General features: G+C 32.3%; 18 protein-coding genes. 6 read left to right on the top strand and 12 right to left on the bottom strand.

Annotated elements, in window-relative coordinates; genetic code table 11:
* Nucleotides 1-307: 307 nt before the first annotated feature.
* From ACIQ06_RS11855 to ACIQ06_RS11875, 5 genes are all read right to left on the bottom strand, one after another.
* Nucleotides 308-805 (bottom strand): hypothetical protein, encoded by a 498-nt coding sequence (locus tag ACIQ06_RS11855; RefSeq protein ID WP_396146576.1) that lies wholly within the window; start codon nucleotides 803-805, stop codon nucleotides 308-310.
* 10 nt (nucleotides 806-815) lie between these two features.
* Nucleotides 816-1,697 (bottom strand): hypothetical protein, encoded by an 882-nt coding sequence (locus ACIQ06_RS11860; RefSeq protein WP_396146578.1) that lies wholly within the window; start codon nucleotides 1,695-1,697, stop codon nucleotides 816-818.
* Nucleotides 1,698-2,746: 1,049 nt separating this feature from the next.
* Nucleotides 2,747-3,640 (bottom strand): tyrosine-type recombinase/integrase, encoded by an 894-nt coding sequence (locus ACIQ06_RS11865; protein ID WP_396146580.1) that lies wholly within the window; start codon nucleotides 3,638-3,640, stop codon nucleotides 2,747-2,749.
* Between the two features lie 61 nt (nucleotides 3,641-3,701).
* The gene (locus ACIQ06_RS11870) at nucleotides 3,702-4,616 is read right to left on the bottom strand and encodes a tyrosine-type recombinase/integrase (RefSeq protein WP_396146582.1); all 915 of its coding nucleotides are present in this window, start codon (nucleotides 4,614-4,616) and stop codon (nucleotides 3,702-3,704) included.
* 195 nt (nucleotides 4,617-4,811) lie between these two features.
* Complete coding sequence (locus ACIQ06_RS11875) at nucleotides 4,812-7,088, bottom strand: toprim domain-containing protein (RefSeq protein WP_396146584.1); 2,277 nt, start codon at nucleotides 7,086-7,088, stop codon at nucleotides 4,812-4,814.
* A gap of 156 nt (nucleotides 7,089-7,244) precedes the next feature.
* Between ACIQ06_RS11875 and ACIQ06_RS11880 the strand changes: the two genes are divergently transcribed.
* The 3 genes from ACIQ06_RS11880 to ACIQ06_RS11890 are packed head-to-tail and all read left to right on the top strand — an operon-like array spanning nucleotide 7,245 to nucleotide 8,085.
* Nucleotides 7,245-7,613 (top strand): helix-turn-helix domain-containing protein, encoded by a 369-nt coding sequence (locus ACIQ06_RS11880; protein WP_396146586.1) that lies wholly within the window; start codon nucleotides 7,245-7,247, stop codon nucleotides 7,611-7,613.
* A gap of 6 nt (nucleotides 7,614-7,619) precedes the next feature.
* On the top strand, nucleotides 7,620-7,829 hold the full coding sequence (locus tag ACIQ06_RS11885; protein ID WP_396146588.1) for a hypothetical protein: 210 nt from the start codon (nucleotides 7,620-7,622) through the stop codon (nucleotides 7,827-7,829).
* Complete coding sequence (locus tag ACIQ06_RS11890; protein WP_396146590.1) at nucleotides 7,822-8,085, top strand: Txe/YoeB family addiction module toxin; 264 nt, start codon at nucleotides 7,822-7,824, stop codon at nucleotides 8,083-8,085. The genes ACIQ06_RS11885 and ACIQ06_RS11890 overlap by 8 nt, the downstream gene beginning before the upstream one ends.
* Nucleotides 8,086-8,139: 54 nt before the next feature.
* Here ACIQ06_RS11890 and ACIQ06_RS11895 read toward each other — a convergent pair whose 3' ends face one another.
* The 5 genes from ACIQ06_RS11895 to ACIQ06_RS11915 all read right to left on the bottom strand — a co-directional run bounded on the left by ACIQ06_RS11895 (nucleotide 8,140) and on the right by ACIQ06_RS11915 (nucleotide 14,854).
* Complete coding sequence (locus ACIQ06_RS11895; RefSeq protein WP_396146592.1) at nucleotides 8,140-8,682, bottom strand: hypothetical protein; 543 nt, start codon at nucleotides 8,680-8,682, stop codon at nucleotides 8,140-8,142.
* The gene (locus tag ACIQ06_RS11900; protein ID WP_396146594.1) at nucleotides 8,669-9,463 is read right to left on the bottom strand and encodes a hypothetical protein; all 795 of its coding nucleotides are present in this window, start codon (nucleotides 9,461-9,463) and stop codon (nucleotides 8,669-8,671) included. The genes ACIQ06_RS11895 and ACIQ06_RS11900 overlap by 14 nt, the downstream gene beginning before the upstream one ends.
* Nucleotides 9,464-10,512: 1,049 nt before the next feature.
* Entirely contained in the window at nucleotides 10,513-11,406 is an 894-nt protein-coding gene (locus ACIQ06_RS11905) for a tyrosine-type recombinase/integrase (protein ID WP_396146580.1), read from the bottom strand.
* 61 nt (nucleotides 11,407-11,467) lie between these two features.
* The gene (locus ACIQ06_RS11910) at nucleotides 11,468-12,382 is read right to left on the bottom strand and encodes a tyrosine-type recombinase/integrase (protein WP_396146582.1); all 915 of its coding nucleotides are present in this window, start codon (nucleotides 12,380-12,382) and stop codon (nucleotides 11,468-11,470) included.
* 195 nt (nucleotides 12,383-12,577) lie between these two features.
* Nucleotides 12,578-14,854 (bottom strand): toprim domain-containing protein, encoded by a 2,277-nt coding sequence (locus ACIQ06_RS11915; RefSeq protein WP_396146584.1) that lies wholly within the window; start codon nucleotides 14,852-14,854, stop codon nucleotides 12,578-12,580.
* A 156-nt stretch (nucleotides 14,855-15,010) separates the two neighbouring features.
* On the opposite strand from ACIQ06_RS11915, the gene ACIQ06_RS11920 reads away from it, so the two are divergent.
* From ACIQ06_RS11920 to ACIQ06_RS11930, 3 genes are read left to right on the top strand one after another with little or no spacing between them, the layout of a single operon-like run.
* Complete coding sequence (locus ACIQ06_RS11920; RefSeq protein WP_396146586.1) at nucleotides 15,011-15,379, top strand: helix-turn-helix domain-containing protein; 369 nt, start codon at nucleotides 15,011-15,013, stop codon at nucleotides 15,377-15,379.
* Between the two features lie 6 nt (nucleotides 15,380-15,385).
* Nucleotides 15,386-15,595 (top strand): hypothetical protein, encoded by a 210-nt coding sequence (locus ACIQ06_RS11925; RefSeq protein WP_396146588.1) that lies wholly within the window; start codon nucleotides 15,386-15,388, stop codon nucleotides 15,593-15,595.
* On the top strand, nucleotides 15,588-15,851 hold the full coding sequence (locus ACIQ06_RS11930) for a Txe/YoeB family addiction module toxin (RefSeq protein WP_396146590.1): 264 nt from the start codon (nucleotides 15,588-15,590) through the stop codon (nucleotides 15,849-15,851). Before ACIQ06_RS11925 ends, ACIQ06_RS11930 begins: the two co-directional genes overlap by 8 nt.
* Before the next feature lie 54 nt (nucleotides 15,852-15,905).
* Here the strand turns inward: ACIQ06_RS11930 and ACIQ06_RS11935 are convergent, their stop codons facing one another.
* Both ACIQ06_RS11935 and ACIQ06_RS11940 read right to left on the bottom strand, forming a co-directional pair.
* On the bottom strand, nucleotides 15,906-16,448 hold the full coding sequence (locus ACIQ06_RS11935) for a hypothetical protein (RefSeq protein WP_396146592.1): 543 nt from the start codon (nucleotides 16,446-16,448) through the stop codon (nucleotides 15,906-15,908).
* Nucleotides 16,435-19,992 carry a DUF6443 domain-containing protein gene (locus ACIQ06_RS11940; protein ID WP_396146596.1) on the bottom strand — a complete coding sequence of 1,186 codons (3,558 nt, stop codon included), beginning with the start codon at nucleotides 19,990-19,992 and terminating at the stop codon, nucleotides 16,435-16,437. The genes ACIQ06_RS11935 and ACIQ06_RS11940 overlap by 14 nt, the downstream gene beginning before the upstream one ends.
* Nucleotides 19,993-19,995 lie beyond the last annotated feature (3 nt).

Here is a 19,995-nt window from a genome sequence, read left to right on the forward strand (position 1 = left end):
GCTTTAATAACATCTATAAAACTCTATAATTACAGCTAAATATACAAAAAAAAGAGCAGAAAAACTAAGTTTTCTACTCCTTAAATTATTATACTTATTACTTAAAGGACTTTTTCAGTGCCCTCCTATATAGCTCATCTTTTTTACAATTATTTTTAATTTTTATTGATTATCAATTTGTTAGATGTTAGAAAAGAAGTCATCACTAACTTTGAAACATTACCCTTATTTGTACTTTGATACATATTTATAACAAAAAACCACATCTACTCGATGTGGTTTCGTTTTTTATTAAAAAGAGATTTATTTATTTGGAATATTCTAATAAATAATAACTGGATTTCTGAATAGGTTTGCCTTTACCTAAAACCTCATTTATAGAATATTTAGCACTCTCATAACCTAATTCATTAGATTTTACTAAATGATACAAAGCTAGGTTTTTGGTCTTATCATCTAATTCATTAAATGGCTTACCGTTGTTAGTATTACTTAAAATTAAAAAAATATGAAAATGTGCTTCAGGAGAATTATATTTATTTGCCATAATTGTTGAATAATATAATAATCCTTGATAATTTGCATCTAAAATATAGTTTCCAGCCACATTATTATATGCTTTTTCATCTCCCTTGCTGATGGCTAAATTAAATAAACTATCAGTCAACTTAATGTTATTATTCATCTTTACATATTGAGGAACTTCATCATGGTCTTTAACTATAGGTTTTTGCTTTTCTTTGTTAGAACAAGAAGTAAAGGTTATATATATGACAATTGCTAAAATGCTTGTACCTATTTTCATAATTTTGTTTTTATTTCTTCAATGTTGCTGTTATTTGAGATGCTATTAAAGCTACTTGTAGATTTGTTTTAAAACCAACTTGGTTGCCGTTTCTGAATGTTAAAAATCCACCGTCATTTCTAAAATTTGAAACGCCTGTAATTTGAGGTTGTCCATTTCTCCAACCGTAATTTACATACCCATCAGGAGCAATAACAGTTACACCATTTAGTTTAGAGACTTTTTCAGCAAAAGTTACTTCTGTTTTAGTTCGTACACCACTATGAGTATCGTATTCTTCCGAGGCAACATTACAAGCGTAAAATGTTAAAGTGATAAATTTACCGTCTTTCCTCGCTTGTTTCCATGCTTCACTTTTTTGTGACATCATCGCATCAAATTCCTCTGCTGTAGTTATCCATTTTTTCTCTCCTTTATCATCCCAATACTCAATACCACTAGGAGTTGCATGACCAAAGACATTAAAAATACCATCGCCTTCTGTAAACTTAAATTCAGCTGGTACACGGTGAAAGGCAGAACCTTTTGGAGCAGAGTTACCAAACAAGTCTACAGGAGGTTCATCATTATCAGCACTATTTTCATCATCGTTCGTGCTACCACCCATTTGTGCTACTAAAGATTTAAACATACTTTGAGCATCAGCACCAGTATAGGTAGTGCCATTTGCATGTTCTATAACTTCTCTACCATCGGGATCAATAAAATAGACTGGATTGTTAATTGCGTATACATAAGGAGATACTGGATAGAATTTTTCAGCTAAAGGATCCATCCTTAACCACATCTGCACACTTTTCGCCTCGTGCGAGCGCATCAGCTCGCCTGTGCGATGCACTATTTTTAAATTTGGCTGGTATGTTAATTGTAATGCTCCCATTGATAAAGCCAAAAATACATTTTATTTTTCATTTGAGGATTTCAATTGAAAAAAAAATATGCGTTTGTTTTTGATTGGATTTGAAGTAATTAAAATCACTTTTGAGCGTGATTTTAGCTTAGTTTGCTTCGTAAAACTCGCAATGACAGCCTCGTTTTATCGCTAGGTTATACTTTGCTTGTTTTTATATCAAAGTCGTTTTATTTGGTTTATTTCTATAAAACATCCTTTTTTTATCCATCTAATAAAGTGGGCTCTAGTGGGCTTATGGTGGGCTTATCCTCGGGACATCTACGGGACATCCTCGACTGAAGTATCAATCAATTTTTCCTTCAGATGAAAAAAAAATCGTTTTTGTTTATCCAATAATCCAAAGCAAAAAAGCCGGAACATTAAATTTAAAAACTAATTCGGCTGATTGGGTTCAACTTTTGGCTCGATTTTTTTGGAAGATTGCCCTTTCCGATGGGTTCTATTTTACTGTAAACGCTCTGGGCAATCTTCCGAAAAAATGAGCATAGTCCCGTCTTTTTCTGACGGGACGATTAACCACTATCTACTTCCCTTTAGTGATGATTTGTGCAAAAAAACGAGCAAAGAAAGACGGCAATCTCGTCCCAAAAGACGAGACTGGCTTTTTTGTGAAGCTTTTTTTGTGCAAAGTCATTACTAAATAAATAAAACTTTCGTAGTGCGGTGGCAGTAGCGTTGGCAGTGGGTGGGAGCGTTGGAGAGGGGCTATTTTACATAATGAGCTTATAGTTTCGAGGCGCAGCGTACCCGTAGGGCTTGAACTATAATGGCTTATTATGTAACATAGCTTTGGGAGTGGTTGAGCGTGGGGTTTCGGCTCTTGTTTTTTGAGCGTGGGAAGTAAGCGGATAAAAAAAGGTTTTTTTGTGTGCGATGGGCTTGGGAAAACAAAAAACCTTTTTTTATTGGCTTACTGTGGGGAAAAACAAGTGCCGATGCGGTGGCAGAACCACTGGAGCGTTGGGAAGCGTTGGACTGGGTGGGTGCAAATAACTCTGCGAAGCAAACCGCTTTTTTTTATTTGGGTTTTATTTAATCGGGTGGTAATTATTAACGGCGTTTTGTAGTAGTTCAAATTCTGTTTGTTTGTATTGGATTGTGGTTGATGCTCGACGATGTCCGCTAAATACTTGTACTATTCTCGTATCGTTTTCCTTTTTTAAAAAGTTTGCTATAACGCTTTGCCGTATCTTGATTGGCTTTATTTGTTCTGTCTTTGGTTTGGTTTCGTTTATCATTTTTCCTATGCCGTGAGGATTGATTTTTTCACCGTATTGACCGAGTATAAAACCGGTTTCTGTTTCCTTTTTATTGTTGTATTGTAGTAGTTTAACTCTGTCTTTTTCTAAATAATTGTAGATTAATAATATTTGTTTGGCTTGTAGTGGTAAAGTTCTACTTTGTGGACTTTTGGCTGTTAGTTCTTCGCTTGCTTTGATGAAGATTTCGCATTTTTCTAAATTTATATTTTGAACTTCTAATTCTGCTATTTCTTTAACGGTTAAGGCTTGATAAATCAATAAACTAATAATTACTTTGTTTCTGTTTTCTAAATATTTTTTCTTTTTGATTTGGTAAGTTTCAAAAAAGGTTTCTAGTGTTTCTGGGCTGTAGAGTGTGTCGACTTGTATTTGTTTATCAATTTTATCTTTTAAAAATAATTCACTGCAAGGATGATCATTTCTTTGTCCTGTTTCAAGTAGATAATTGAAGTATATTTTTACTCCATACAAGCAATGGCGTAATGTTTTTGGGTGTAAATTGTAGTTTTTCCGTAAGTGTTCTATGTAGCTTAAAACTTCTTTAAATGTGGCTTTTGGTGCTTTATTTTGGTAATAATCTGTAAACCTTTTTATTAAAAATAAATTGCTGTAAAGTGTGCTTTTGCTATATTTCTTCTGTAAATATTCTTCTAATTTCATTATTTAAAAATTTAAAAATTGAATGATTAAAAGATTGTCAAACAACTTAATTTTTAAATACTTAAATCATTAAATCTTTTAATTGTGAAGCCGTGATATGTGTGTAAATTTCTGTACTCTCGATGTGGCTATGTCCTAAAAATGTTTGAACCTGTTCGAGCTTCATTCCGTTTTGTAGTAAGTGTGTTGCGATGCTGTGGCGTAAATTATGTATGCCGATTGTATTTAATTCAGTTTCATTTAAGTTTAATTTTGCTTTAAGAATAATGTTTTTTAAAGTGCTGTTAAACGTCCATTGTTGCATTCTCCGTTTTTTGCTATTGATAAAAAGTTCTTTTTGTTTTTTATCCGTTGAAAAAATAAACTCTTCTAATTCTGTTTTGATTTTATCACTTATAGGAACTAATCTGCGTTTGCTGTTTTTACCTTTTTGAACGATTACTAAATTCTCACTAAATCTAATATCTTCTTTGTTTAAGTCGCTCATTTCTTGTACTCTTAACCCACAACCATAACCAATATTTAATATCGTTCTTTCTTCTAAATTGGCCACTTTGTAGAGTTCTTGTATTTGGTCCTGGCTAAATATAAATCGTGCTACATTTTCGCTTACTGCCGTAAATTTTAGATGTGATGCTGGATTACTTTTTATAGTTTCAATTTCTAATAAATAACCAAAATATTGCTGAAGGTTTCGCATATGGTCGTATATGCTTTTTTGCTTTAGTGCTTTTCCTGTTCGTTGGCTTTTCTTGGCTTTTAAATAGTCGTTGTATTGTGCTATTTCTTTTGGTGTAACTTCTTTTATAGCAAAGATTTTATTGTTTTCTAAATAACTAAAAAATTCTCTTAAATATAAATATCTGCTTTGTGTAGTTTCGGGATTTAATCCTAAAATGTCTAAATGTTTTTTGTAGTTTACGGCTTGTTCTTGGTAAAATTCTGTATAGATTTTGTGTTTACTTGGTGCGCCCATCTTCTTTTTAGTTTAAAGTTTCAAGTTTTTTTAGTTTCAAGTTGTTACGATGTTTTTAAGGTTTATGATTGTTTTGCTTACTCAATATTTTAGTTTTTGGGTCGCTAGATTTATTTTTATTGATTATCAATGATTTGTATTTATTTTATTGACTTCTAGTGACCCATTAGCGAACCATTGGCGACCCGTTGTGGTTCATACTTTGTTTTTAAGTTCATCTATTTGATTGTACAAAAAGTCCTTTATTTCTGCTCTTAACTTTTGATGATTGTCCCAATACGCTATTTTATATTTAACGCCTTTATTGTTGTAACCTCCTGATTGTTTGATATATTCTAGTTCTAAAAGTGTATTGATAAAGCGTTGTAATTGTGTTTTAGAGATATTAAAAATTTGTCTTATTTCTCGTTGTAAAAACTCTTGATTTTCGGTTTTAACGTGCTTTTTTAGTCGTTCAAAAAATTGTCTTAAACTTCCATCAAGTTCATCAACTTTGAGTATTATGCTTTCAAAAAGTACTTCGGTTGCTTGTTCTATGTCTTCGATTTCGGTTATTAATTGGTTGTTGTTTGTGAGTTTTCTTTGGTATTGATTTAAGAATGTTACTTGTTTGATTACGGCTTGATACATTTCGTTTAATCGGCGTATTTTATGCACTTTCTCTGGTAGATGTAATTGTGTGGCATACGGATTAATGACTTCATATATTTTTAAACTTCTAATGATTTGCTGTATAAAGTGGATTGTTTTTTGGCTTTGGTTTGGATCTATTTCTCCTGCGTTTCGTTTGTTTTGGTATTCTATTATTCTTTTTGTTTGTTCTTTGCTCTCGTCAACGGCTATTAAAAAACTTCTGCTCATATTGTCCTCGTAAGTTTCGCCTTTGGTTGTTGCTGATAGACTGGAGAACTGACCTTTTACAATCTTGTGAGAAGATTTGTTATTTCCTTTTTTGTCTTTGATGGTTACAGAACTTCGTAATACTTGATTGCTTATAAACTCTCGCAGTGCATATAGTGCATCTTCTTTTAAACCGTCTAAATCTTCAATAATTACTACCTTTTGGAATAAATCAAACTCGCCCCAATTGTATAAACTACTTTCTGTAATTCGTGTAAATCGTAGTACATCTTCTTGAGGCATTAAATCTGCTATTCTGCTTATAATATGTGTTTTTCCGCTACCGCTTGAGCCTTGAACTAGTGCGTGTAATGGGCTTTTGTTTAAATAACTGATAATTATTAAGAATAATAACATTCTGCTGTTTTCTTCTCCAACTATTCCTGCTTTGCCGATTTCTATATTTAAGTTTTTTAGTAGATGTTTTCGTTTTAAGAAGTCGATAGCGGTTGGAAGTTGGGAGCTGGAAGCTGGAAGTACTTCGGTTTGTGGGATTGCTTCGCTTTGGCTCGCAATGACTGGCTGTCTTTTGTCTAAAAGTTCAATAAATAGTTCTTCGTTGTGTAGTTGTAGTGTTTCGTTGATGTCTTTGTTTATAGGTTCTAACACACTTATTTTTATTCCTGGTACTTCTTCTAAAAGTAGGTTGGCATATTTTGTAATGGCTTCTTTTCCTGCTGTATCATTGTCAAAAGCAAAGATTATTTCTTCTAGTTGTTTGAGTTCCTTAATGGCTTTGATGTGTTCTTCAGTTAGTCCGTTAGTTCCATAACACGCTAATAGGCTGTAATTTTCTGCTATTTGATTGACTTGTAATAAACTCGCTCCATCAATAATACTTTCGGTTAAAATGAGGTGTTTGGTGTTAGGTTTTGGGTAATGGGGATAAAGTCCTTGTCTATTTTTTAAGTAAAAATGTTTACTTTCTTTTTCGTTTAGTGTGCTTCTAAAGTATAAACTCACTACTTTATTTTCTTTGTTTTTTAAAGCAAAAACAATACACCATTTACCAAAAACGTTGTAAGCGGTTTCTCCTGTTCTGCCTTTGTTTCCTTTATCAATTAGTAATCCATATTCTAAACATTGATTGATTAAAGTTTCTTCTTTTCTTGCTCCGTGATGGAACTGCCCACCATTGTAGCCGACTTCTATTTTTTTATTGTCTAAACTTCTGCTTTGTAGATATTCTTTGGCTGGTTTGCTGTTGCTGATGGCATTTTTAAAGTATTGGTACATATTACCCAAAAATTGCTCTCTACTTAAATCTTGCTGATACCTTTCGTTTTTGTTGGGTTCTTTGTGTCCTAAAATTTCAACCGCTTTGTTAATGGCTTCGTGTTTGGTGCAGTTTTCTTTATGCAGTATAAAATCAATCACATCAATACTTTTGCCGTGTGTTTTGCAGTTGGAACTAAAACAATATGCTGTTTGTGTCTTGTAATACACTTGAAAACTTGGGGTTTTGTCTTCGTGGAACGGACAATTTAAACGACTTTGTTTGTCAGTCTTTAAGCCGTAGTAATGCAATACGTTTGACATTGAGAGCTGCTCTTTTATTTGAGTGATTTCCATTGTTTACAAGGTTAAAATTATTTTTATCTTTTTTAGACACTGCAAATATAGAAATAAATATCTTTTTTAGATATTTAATATTTAACAAAAAAGATAAATATTGCTTATTATCTCTTTTTTAGATATTTTTGTGCTGTTGTTTTAAAATTCAAATCAATGAGTGTAGCTGATAATCTTAAACTATTTAGAGAAAGTAAAAACCTGATGCAAAAAGAGGTTTATACTGAAATTGGGTTAAAGCCTGCCCATTACAATAAACTTGAAAAAGGATTAGTTGAGCCTTCTATTGATATTCTAGAAAAGCTATCTGCCTTTTACAATGTTACTATTGATGAGATTATACATTATAGTAACGCAACGCCTAAAGAAGTAACTATTGAAGATAAAACGGCAAGCGAACAAGTTAAATTGATTGCTCAATTAAACGAAAAAGATAAAAACACCGTTATGAATATTATCGATACGATGCTTACTAAACAGAAGTTTCAAAACTTTTTTGAACAAAATTTGCAACCTAATAAATAAGAAAAAATGAAATATATTTTAGAAATACCCGAAAATAAAATAGCTTTTGCCGAAGAATTTTTTAAGTCTATTTCTTTTGTGAAAAAAGTAAAAGCTATTGCTCCTAATGAAATTACCAATACTGCTATTTTAAAAGGAATTGAAGATTATGAAAGTAAAAAAGTAGTTCCTACACCACTTAATTTAGCCGAACTTAAAGCAATGATTAATGCGTAATTTAGTCTTTATGCCAAAAGCTTGGCAAGATTTGGGCTGGTGGATGAAAAATGATATTAAAAACGTTAAGAAAATCTACAACCTTTTAGAAAACACTTGCAAAACTCCATTTGATGGAATAGGACAACCCGAACCATTAAAAGCCAATTATAGCGGTTACTGGTCTCGAAGAATAAACCTCGAACACCGCATTATTTATAAAGTGGAAGATGAACAAATTGTTGTCTTTTCGCTTTATGGTCATTATCAAGATTAAACAATAAAGCCCCGATTTCGGGGCTTTATTGTTTTATTAAGTATATTTTAAAAGTTAATTTTTATCAATTATAATGTATTTTCCTAAATAGTCATCCTCGCCAACATAATAGTTGTTTTTAAAAAAAAAGTACATAATAGTTTTTTTCTCGTTCAAATCCAAACTTGTTTTTATGTAAAGATTTTTATTAGAATTATCCCTTTCACAATAAACATCTTTTAGGTGGTTAAGCCCTTCTTTTTTAAACTCATCAACGATTGTATTGTTTAACTCAAAAGAACTTATAGAATTAACCTCTAGTTTTTCCCTTGACAATAAATCATTATTTATGGCTTCTATCAGAAAACTATCAAAGTCTTTAAACTTTTTATATTCTTTTTCTTTAATAGAATAAAGTTGTCTCAAACTTGTTATAAATACAATATTGTTTTTCTTTATAAAAATCATTAAGGATTCATTAACCATTGGTAATTCAAAATCTATATCATCTGACAGGTTTTGAATAAATTTATTGTCGTTAATCAACTCATTTTTACAACTTAAAACAAGAAAAATTAACGCAATAGAAAGTATAACATTTAATTTATCTCTGTACATTTTCAACTTGTTTATTGTTTGGTGGATTTTCTAATTCTTTTGGATCTATTTTTTCTCCTCCATATGTTGTTCTGTGTTTTTTCCCTAGAATATCATTAGCTCTGTTTTCATTATGAACAGCTCTGATTTCGGCTGGATCTTTCGCAGTAGAATCTGGATGTGCATCTATCATATTACCAATATCATAATCAAATTGATGTCTCATTTCATGCACAACAGTTTCAAATGGAGTTTTTCCTGTAACATCAAAATCAAATTGAGTCTGTGTTCCTGTAGGTATTCCCAAAGCCGCTTTATCACTTCTCAAATCGTTAACTGAATTATCCCTATTTGGACTTTTCTCTACATAATGTTTCTCATCACTAGTTTCTAGTTTATGTAGTTGAGATTTTAATACTTTGTCATTTGAACTCTCTATTTTTCTGTAAGCAGATAAAACTGTATACATCGTAGGACTTAAACTCTCTTTTGCTGGATTATATCTTTTACCATTCTCATGATAGAAATTTCCTTTTCTATAAGTTAACTGTTGATCTTGTTTACGAGTTTCTCCTCTAACAATAAATATTATTTCTCTACCATCAGGGTCTATCGCATTTATCGGATTATTAGCAACGTAAACATAAGGAGATATATTCGGATATTTCTCCGCTAATGGGTCAATACTTAACCACATCTGCACACTTTTCGCCTCGTGCGAGCGCATCAGCTCGCCTGTGCGATGCACTATTTTTAAATTTGGCTGGTATGTTAATTGTAATGCTCCCATTGATAAAGCCAAAAATACATTTTATTTTTCATTTGAGGATTTCAATTGAAAAAAAAATATGCGTTTGTTTTTGATTGGATTTGAAGTAATTAAAATCACTTTTGAGCGTGATTTTAGCTTAGTTTGCTTCGTAAAACTCGCAATGACAGCCTCGTTTTATCGCTAGGTTATACTTTGCTTGTTTTTATATCAAAGTCGTTTTATTTGGTTTATTTCTATAAAACATCCTTTTTTTATCCATCTAATAAAGTGGGCTCTAGTGGGCTTATGGTGGGCTTATCCTCGGGACATCTACGGGACATCCTCGACTGAAGTATCAATCAATTTTTCCTTCAGATGAAAAAAAAATCGTTTTTGTTTATCCAATAATCCAAAGCAAAAAAGCCGGAACATTAAATTTAAAAACTAATTCGGCTGATTGGGTTCAACTTTTGGCTCGATTTTTTTGGAAGATTGCCCTTTCCGATGGGTTCTATTTTACTGTAAACGCTCTGGGCAATCTTCCGAAAAAATGAGCATAGTCCCGTCTTTTTCTGACGGGACGATTAACCACTATCTACTTCCCTTTAGTGATGATTTGTGCAAAAAAACGAGCAAAGAAAGACGGCAATCTCGTCCCAAAAGACGAGACTGGCTTTTTTGTGAAGCTTTTTTTGTGCAAAGTCATTACTAAATAAATAAAACTTTCGTAGTGCGGTGGCAGTAGCGTTGGCAGTGGGTGGGAGCGTTGGAGAGGGGCTATTTTACATAATGAGCTTATAGTTTCGAGGCGCAGCGTACCCGTAGGGCTTGAACTATAATGGCTTATTATGTAACATAGCTTTGGGAGTGGTTGAGCGTGGGGTTTCGGCTCTTGTTTTTTGAGCGTGGGAAGTAAGCGGATAAAAAAAGGTTTTTTTGTGTGCGATGGGCTTGGGAAAACAAAAAACCTTTTTTTATTGGCTTACTGTGGGGAAAAACAAGTGCCGATGCGGTGGCAGAACCACTGGAGCGTTGGGAAGCGTTGGACTGGGTGGGTGCAAATAACTCTGCGAAGCAAACCGCTTTTTTTTATTTGGGTTTTATTTAATCGGGTGGTAATTATTAACGGCGTTTTGTAGTAGTTCAAATTCTGTTTGTTTGTATTGGATTGTGGTTGATGCTCGACGATGTCCGCTAAATACTTGTACTATTCTCGTATCGTTTTCCTTTTTTAAAAAGTTTGCTATAACGCTTTGCCGTATCTTGATTGGCTTTATTTGTTCTGTCTTTGGTTTGGTTTCGTTTATCATTTTTCCTATGCCGTGAGGATTGATTTTTTCACCGTATTGACCGAGTATAAAACCGGTTTCTGTTTCCTTTTTATTGTTGTATTGTAGTAGTTTAACTCTGTCTTTTTCTAAATAATTGTAGATTAATAATATTTGTTTGGCTTGTAGTGGTAAAGTTCTACTTTGTGGACTTTTGGCTGTTAGTTCTTCGCTTGCTTTGATGAAGATTTCGCATTTTTCTAAATTTATATTTTGAACTTCTAATTCTGCTATTTCTTTAACGGTTAAGGCTTGATAAATCAATAAACTAATAATTACTTTGTTTCTGTTTTCTAAATATTTTTTCTTTTTGATTTGGTAAGTTTCAAAAAAGGTTTCTAGTGTTTCTGGGCTGTAGAGTGTGTCGACTTGTATTTGTTTATCAATTTTATCTTTTAAAAATAATTCACTGCAAGGATGATCATTTCTTTGTCCTGTTTCAAGTAGATAATTGAAGTATATTTTTACTCCATACAAGCAATGGCGTAATGTTTTTGGGTGTAAATTGTAGTTTTTCCGTAAGTGTTCTATGTAGCTTAAAACTTCTTTAAATGTGGCTTTTGGTGCTTTATTTTGGTAATAATCTGTAAACCTTTTTATTAAAAATAAATTGCTGTAAAGTGTGCTTTTGCTATATTTCTTCTGTAAATATTCTTCTAATTTCATTATTTAAAAATTTAAAAATTGAATGATTAAAAGATTGTCAAACAACTTAATTTTTAAATACTTAAATCATTAAATCTTTTAATTGTGAAGCCGTGATATGTGTGTAAATTTCTGTACTCTCGATGTGGCTATGTCCTAAAAATGTTTGAACCTGTTCGAGCTTCATTCCGTTTTGTAGTAAGTGTGTTGCGATGCTGTGGCGTAAATTATGTATGCCGATTGTATTTAATTCAGTTTCATTTAAGTTTAATTTTGCTTTAAGAATAATGTTTTTTAAAGTGCTGTTAAACGTCCATTGTTGCATTCTCCGTTTTTTGCTATTGATAAAAAGTTCTTTTTGTTTTTTATCCGTTGAAAAAATAAACTCTTCTAATTCTGTTTTGATTTTATCACTTATAGGAACTAATCTGCGTTTGCTGTTTTTACCTTTTTGAACGATTACTAAATTCTCACTAAATCTAATATCTTCTTTGTTTAAGTCGCTCATTTCTTGTACTCTTAACCCACAACCATAACCAATATTTAATATCGTTCTTTCTTCTAAATTGGCCACTTTGTAGAGTTCTTGTATTTGGTCCTGGCTAAATATAAATCGTGCTACATTTTCGCTTACTGCCGTAAATTTTAGATGTGATGCTGGATTACTTTTTATAGTTTCAATTTCTAATAAATAACCAAAATATTGCTGAAGGTTTCGCATATGGTCGTATATGCTTTTTTGCTTTAGTGCTTTTCCTGTTCGTTGGCTTTTCTTGGCTTTTAAATAGTCGTTGTATTGTGCTATTTCTTTTGGTGTAACTTCTTTTATAGCAAAGATTTTATTGTTTTCTAAATAACTAAAAAATTCTCTTAAATATAAATATCTGCTTTGTGTAGTTTCGGGATTTAATCCTAAAATGTCTAAATGTTTTTTGTAGTTTACGGCTTGTTCTTGGTAAAATTCTGTATAGATTTTGTGTTTACTTGGTGCGCCCATCTTCTTTTTAGTTTAAAGTTTCAAGTTTTTTTAGTTTCAAGTTGTTACGATGTTTTTAAGGTTTATGATTGTTTTGCTTACTCAATATTTTAGTTTTTGGGTCGCTAGATTTATTTTTATTGATTATCAATGATTTGTATTTATTTTATTGACTTCTAGTGACCCATTAGCGAACCATTGGCGACCCGTTGTGGTTCATACTTTGTTTTTAAGTTCATCTATTTGATTGTACAAAAAGTCCTTTATTTCTGCTCTTAACTTTTGATGATTGTCCCAATACGCTATTTTATATTTAACGCCTTTATTGTTGTAACCTCCTGATTGTTTGATATATTCTAGTTCTAAAAGTGTATTGATAAAGCGTTGTAATTGTGTTTTAGAGATATTAAAAATTTGTCTTATTTCTCGTTGTAAAAACTCTTGATTTTCGGTTTTAACGTGCTTTTTTAGTCGTTCAAAAAATTGTCTTAAACTTCCATCAAGTTCATCAACTTTGAGTATTATGCTTTCAAAAAGTACTTCGGTTGCTTGTTCTATGTCTTCGATTTCGGTTATTAATTGGTTGTTGTTTGTGAGTTTTCTTTGGTATTGATTTAAGAATGTTACTTGTTTGATTACGGCTTGATACATTTCGTTTAATCGGCGTATTTTATGCACTTTCTCTGGTAGATGTAATTGTGTGGCATACGGATTAATGACTTCATATATTTTTAAACTTCTAATGATTTGCTGTATAAAGTGGATTGTTTTTTGGCTTTGGTTTGGATCTATTTCTCCTGCGTTTCGTTTGTTTTGGTATTCTATTATTCTTTTTGTTTGTTCTTTGCTCTCGTCAACGGCTATTAAAAAACTTCTGCTCATATTGTCCTCGTAAGTTTCGCCTTTGGTTGTTGCTGATAGACTGGAGAACTGACCTTTTACAATCTTGTGAGAAGATTTGTTATTTCCTTTTTTGTCTTTGATGGTTACAGAACTTCGTAATACTTGATTGCTTATAAACTCTCGCAGTGCATATAGTGCATCTTCTTTTAAACCGTCTAAATCTTCAATAATTACTACCTTTTGGAATAAATCAAACTCGCCCCAATTGTATAAACTACTTTCTGTAATTCGTGTAAATCGTAGTACATCTTCTTGAGGCATTAAATCTGCTATTCTGCTTATAATATGTGTTTTTCCGCTACCGCTTGAGCCTTGAACTAGTGCGTGTAATGGGCTTTTGTTTAAATAACTGATAATTATTAAGAATAATAACATTCTGCTGTTTTCTTCTCCAACTATTCCTGCTTTGCCGATTTCTATATTTAAGTTTTTTAGTAGATGTTTTCGTTTTAAGAAGTCGATAGCGGTTGGAAGTTGGGAGCTGGAAGCTGGAAGTACTTCGGTTTGTGGGATTGCTTCGCTTTGGCTCGCAATGACTGGCTGTCTTTTGTCTAAAAGTTCAATAAATAGTTCTTCGTTGTGTAGTTGTAGTGTTTCGTTGATGTCTTTGTTTATAGGTTCTAACACACTTATTTTTATTCCTGGTACTTCTTCTAAAAGTAGGTTGGCATATTTTGTAATGGCTTCTTTTCCTGCTGTATCATTGTCAAAAGCAAAGATTATTTCTTCTAGTTGTTTGAGTTCCTTAATGGCTTTGATGTGTTCTTCAGTTAGTCCGTTAGTTCCATAACACGCTAATAGGCTGTAATTTTCTGCTATTTGATTGACTTGTAATAAACTCGCTCCATCAATAATACTTTCGGTTAAAATGAGGTGTTTGGTGTTAGGTTTTGGGTAATGGGGATAAAGTCCTTGTCTATTTTTTAAGTAAAAATGTTTACTTTCTTTTTCGTTTAGTGTGCTTCTAAAGTATAAACTCACTACTTTATTTTCTTTGTTTTTTAAAGCAAAAACAATACACCATTTACCAAAAACGTTGTAAGCGGTTTCTCCTGTTCTGCCTTTGTTTCCTTTATCAATTAGTAATCCATATTCTAAACATTGATTGATTAAAGTTTCTTCTTTTCTTGCTCCGTGATGGAACTGCCCACCATTGTAGCCGACTTCTATTTTTTTATTGTCTAAACTTCTGCTTTGTAGATATTCTTTGGCTGGTTTGCTGTTGCTGATGGCATTTTTAAAGTATTGGTACATATTACCCAAAAATTGCTCTCTACTTAAATCTTGCTGATACCTTTCGTTTTTGTTGGGTTCTTTGTGTCCTAAAATTTCAACCGCTTTGTTAATGGCTTCGTGTTTGGTGCAGTTTTCTTTATGCAGTATAAAATCAATCACATCAATACTTTTGCCGTGTGTTTTGCAGTTGGAACTAAAACAATATGCTGTTTGTGTCTTGTAATACACTTGAAAACTTGGGGTTTTGTCTTCGTGGAACGGACAATTTAAACGACTTTGTTTGTCAGTCTTTAAGCCGTAGTAATGCAATACGTTTGACATTGAGAGCTGCTCTTTTATTTGAGTGATTTCCATTGTTTACAAGGTTAAAATTATTTTTATCTTTTTTAGACACTGCAAATATAGAAATAAATATCTTTTTTAGATATTTAATATTTAACAAAAAAGATAAATATTGCTTATTATCTCTTTTTTAGATATTTTTGTGCTGTTGTTTTAAAATTCAAATCAATGAGTGTAGCTGATAATCTTAAACTATTTAGAGAAAGTAAAAACCTGATGCAAAAAGAGGTTTATACTGAAATTGGGTTAAAGCCTGCCCATTACAATAAACTTGAAAAAGGATTAGTTGAGCCTTCTATTGATATTCTAGAAAAGCTATCTGCCTTTTACAATGTTACTATTGATGAGATTATACATTATAGTAACGCAACGCCTAAAGAAGTAACTATTGAAGATAAAACGGCAAGCGAACAAGTTAAATTGATTGCTCAATTAAACGAAAAAGATAAAAACACCGTTATGAATATTATCGATACGATGCTTACTAAACAGAAGTTTCAAAACTTTTTTGAACAAAATTTGCAACCTAATAAATAAGAAAAAATGAAATATATTTTAGAAATACCCGAAAATAAAATAGCTTTTGCCGAAGAATTTTTTAAGTCTATTTCTTTTGTGAAAAAAGTAAAAGCTATTGCTCCTAATGAAATTACCAATACTGCTATTTTAAAAGGAATTGAAGATTATGAAAGTAAAAAAGTAGTTCCTACACCACTTAATTTAGCCGAACTTAAAGCAATGATTAATGCGTAATTTAGTCTTTATGCCAAAAGCTTGGCAAGATTTGGGCTGGTGGATGAAAAATGATATTAAAAACGTTAAGAAAATCTACAACCTTTTAGAAAACACTTGCAAAACTCCATTTGATGGAATAGGACAACCCGAACCATTAAAAGCCAATTATAGCGGTTACTGGTCTCGAAGAATAAACCTCGAACACCGCATTATTTATAAAGTGGAAGATGAACAAATTGTTGTCTTTTCGCTTTATGGTCATTATCAAGATTAAACAATAAAGCCCCGATTTCGGGGCTTTATTGTTTTATTAAGTATATTTTAAAAGTTAATTTTTATCAATTATAATGTATTTTCCTAAATAGTCATCCTCGCCAACATAATAGTTGTTTTTAAAAAAAAAGTACATAATAGTTTTTTTCTCGTTCAAATCCAAACTTGTTTTTATGTAAAGATTTTTATTAGAATTATCCCTTTCACAATAAACATCTTTTAGGTGGTTAAGCCCTTCTTTTTTAAACTCATCAACGATTGTATTGTTTAACTCAAAAGAACTTATAGAATTAACCTCTAGTTTTTCCCTTGACAATAAATCATTATTTATGGCTTCTATCAGAAAACTATCAAAGTCTTTAAACTTTTTATATTCTTTTTCTTTAATAGAATAAAGTTGTCTCAAACTTGTTATAAATACAATATTGTTTTTCTTTATAAAAATCATTAAGGATTCATTAACCATTGGTAATTCAAAATCTATATCATCTGACAGGTTTTGAATAAATTTATTGTCGTTAATCAACTCATTTTTACAACTTAAAACAAGAAAAATTAACGCAATAGAAAGTATAACATTTAATTTATCTCTGTACATTTTCAACTTGTTTATTGTTTGGTGGATTTTCTAATTCTTTTGGATCTATTTTTTCTCCTCCATATGTTGTTCTGTGTTTTTTCCCTAGAATATCATTAGCTCTGTTTTCATTATGAACAGCTCTGATTTCGGCTGGATCTTTCGCAGTAGAATCTGGATGTGCATCTATCATATTACCAATATCATAATCAAATTGATGTCTCATTTCATGCACAACAGTTTCAAATGGAGTTTTTCCTGTAACATCAAAATCAAATTGAGTCTGTGTTCCTGTAGGTATTCCCAAAGCCGCTTTATCACTTCTCAAATCGTTAACTGAATTATCCCTATTTGGACTTTTCTCTACATAATGTTTCTCATCACTAGTTTCTAGTTTATGTAGTTGAGATTTTAATACTTTGTCATTTGAACTCTCTATTTTTCTGTAAGCAGATAAAACTGTATACATCGTAGGACTTAAACTCTCTTTTGCTGGATTATATCTTTTACCATTCTCATGATAGAAATTTCCTTTTCTATAAGTTAACTGTTGATCTTGTTTACGAGTTTCTCCTCTAACAATAAATATTATTTCTCTACCATCAGGGTCTATCGCATTTATCGGATTATTAGCAACGTAAACATAAGGAGATATATTCGGATATTTCTCCGCTAATGGGTCAATATTCATCCAGCGTCCTAGTGCTGGGTCATAATTTCTTGCGCCATAATCGTACATGTTCAACCCCAGCTCGTCTTGTAATTCCTTACCGTTGTATTTATACTGATAACTCAATCTAACAGCAGGACGTATTTTTAGTCCATTTGATCCGTTTATCCAATCATAAGTTTCTTTAGTCATATTAAATCCGTTTTGTTTCAATCCAAAAGGATAATAATTGTTTTCTTCAACAATTTTCAATGAACTTGTAGCGGTTTCGTAGGTATAACTCAATCTAATATTGCCCAAATGATCGGTGTAATTATAAATATAATTATAATTGTTTACACCTGAAACGACGGTGTTTTTTACATAGCCTTCTGCCGTTGGGAAAAAATCCAATAACACTACCGCACTACCGGTTTTACTATACTGAAAACCATCTAAATAATCGGTAGTAGTTATCAGAGCTCCATTGGTCACACTCTTTTGTTTTTTTGTACCATTAGCGTTGTAAAGATAATTAATTTTTCTATTGGTTCCTTTAAAAACAATTTCTGAAGGCAAGTTTAAATGATTATACTTGATACTTGTTATTGCTTTATTTTGGTCTGTAATCATATTGCCGTTAGCGTCATAACTGTAATCATCAACAGTATCATTTGTTCCGTTACTATCGTCAATAAAACCTTTACTATTATTGGTTGCATCAGTTACTTTCATCAATCTGTTGCTGTTGGTAGGATAAAAGTAATTCAAATTATCGGTTTGTAGTTGGGTGATATCATCTTCATATTCTCCATTTCTTTGTAAGGCTGTAATGTTTCCGTTTTTATCATAACTTAAACTCTCGTTGTAGCTGTTGGTTACTGCTACTGAATTGCCCGGTTTTTGATAAACAGCATTGTTCAATCTATTCAAATTATCATAAAAATAGCCGTATTTTCTTAATGTGTTGTCATTAGATGTTCTCCAATAGGTTTCAGAAATATTGCCATTGTAAAGTGCTTTTCCTGTATAATTGGTTTCGTGTTGTACCGTGTTGTAATTGATTTTGAATGCAAATAAATCCAACGGATCGGTTCCTTGTTGTAATGGGTTTGGTGAACCATCTACTTTATTTATACCCGTCATCCAACCTCTAATGTTGTAGCTGTAATCTACTTTTTGAAGACTTGTTGCACCTGTAACATCAGTTCCTCCTATATTTTTGCTTATAAGTTGCCCTAGTTCGTTGTAGGTGTTTTTTGTCATCAATTGTGGCGTTCCAGAAGTGCCAATTTGATGGGTTTGAGTTAATAACCTGTCTTGATTAGTATAAGTAAAAGCGTCTTTTACATAAAGCTCATTTGCATCTGTCGAAAGCCTTTTGTGTTTTGTTTCTGTATAAAGTACTTTTCCAATAAAATCCAACTTTGTATCTACTTGGGTGTAACCTCCTAAATAATTAGTCGTTCTTGTTCTTATCGCTCTAGCTTTGCTGTCGTAAAGGGTAAAACTTATTTCTGCTTTTATTGGTGTTGTGGTGCTCAATTCTGGTACTCTTACCCAGCTACCAGTAGGCAATCCTGTGGGTTTATTAGTAGTGTTGTTGTAGAAAACAATGCCGCTGTTATCATTAAGTACTGTACCAAAAACAGTTGGTGCAGTTGGAAAGGCATAATTATCATAATAATTCACCGTTAGCAATTTGAAACTTGTTGGAGCAACTGCATTGCTATAATTGGTAGTTACACCATCAATAGTAGTTGTGGCTGTTGTTTTACTTTCGTTAAGTGTTGTGGTTAGTATATTTTGTGCGTCTTGCAAGGTTTTTCTTCCAGCGCTAGTTACTGTTGTAGATTGCTGCCAACCAGTATAGACAGGTCTGCTAAAAGCATCATATTTGGTAATCATCCAGCCCACAATTGGGGTGGCTGGTGGTACAGTTTGTAAATCTGAAAAAGGAGCCAAGGCAGGACCAGTTGCCACAACACGATCTAATTTATCATATACAATAAATTCCCATTGTTTGCCAGGTAGTTTTTTCTCAACAAGACGATTTCTGATGTCGTATTTGTATTGATAGCACAAACCATCAAGAACAGCTGTTGTTATAGTTGCTGTTGCATTAACTAATGGTGGGATAACAAACGTTAAATTTCCAAATTGGTCATATACATAATAAGTGTCATGTGCATCACCATTGTTATAAGTTCTTTTTAAAACTACTTTGCCTTCTTTGTCTTTAAACTCTTCGGTGGTATTGTTAGTGCTATCTACAGTTTTCCAATTTTCGTCTTTAGTTATGTTTTTGTACAATTGAAATTCAGAATAATTTGAAGGTGTCAATGTTGTTGGAATATCATAAAGAACTTTTGAAGTATTCCAAGTAGCATTAACAGTAAATAATTTTACCGCATCTGCATTTGTATTGGTTTGATAATCAAATTTAATAGTTTGATTGTTTGCCAAAGCCCAATTGTTTCCTGGTGCGGCTTGTTGCAATACTCGGTTTAATGGCGATGCCTCTAGGAGTTTTTGGCTGTAAGGGTTTAAGGTATTTTCGTAAGCTGCTGTATTATAAAACGTGGCTACATCGGTTAGCGCACTGGTTTTATAGTCTTGCGAAGCCATAGTTGTAGGCACATAAGGCAGATATTCTTTGTCTTGCCTGGCAAAGGCATCATAGGTTATGGGTGTAACAATGTCTTTTCCTGAGGCAGATTGTCCATGAGCCACTTGTTGAATAGGACGACCCAAGCCATCAAAATAACTCACATTAACTACTTTTTGCAACGCAGTTGGGCTAGGTGTGGTAGATGTGGGTACTCTGTACGTAGTGGTTTTAACGTAATTTTCTGTGGTAGTTTGACCAATAACCATTATTGGAAACAACGCTAAAATGTATAGTATTTTCTTCATGGT

The organism is Flavobacterium sp., assembly GCF_044341265.1.
Taxonomy (GTDB): domain Bacteria; phylum Bacteroidota; class Bacteroidia; order Flavobacteriales; family Flavobacteriaceae; genus Flavobacterium.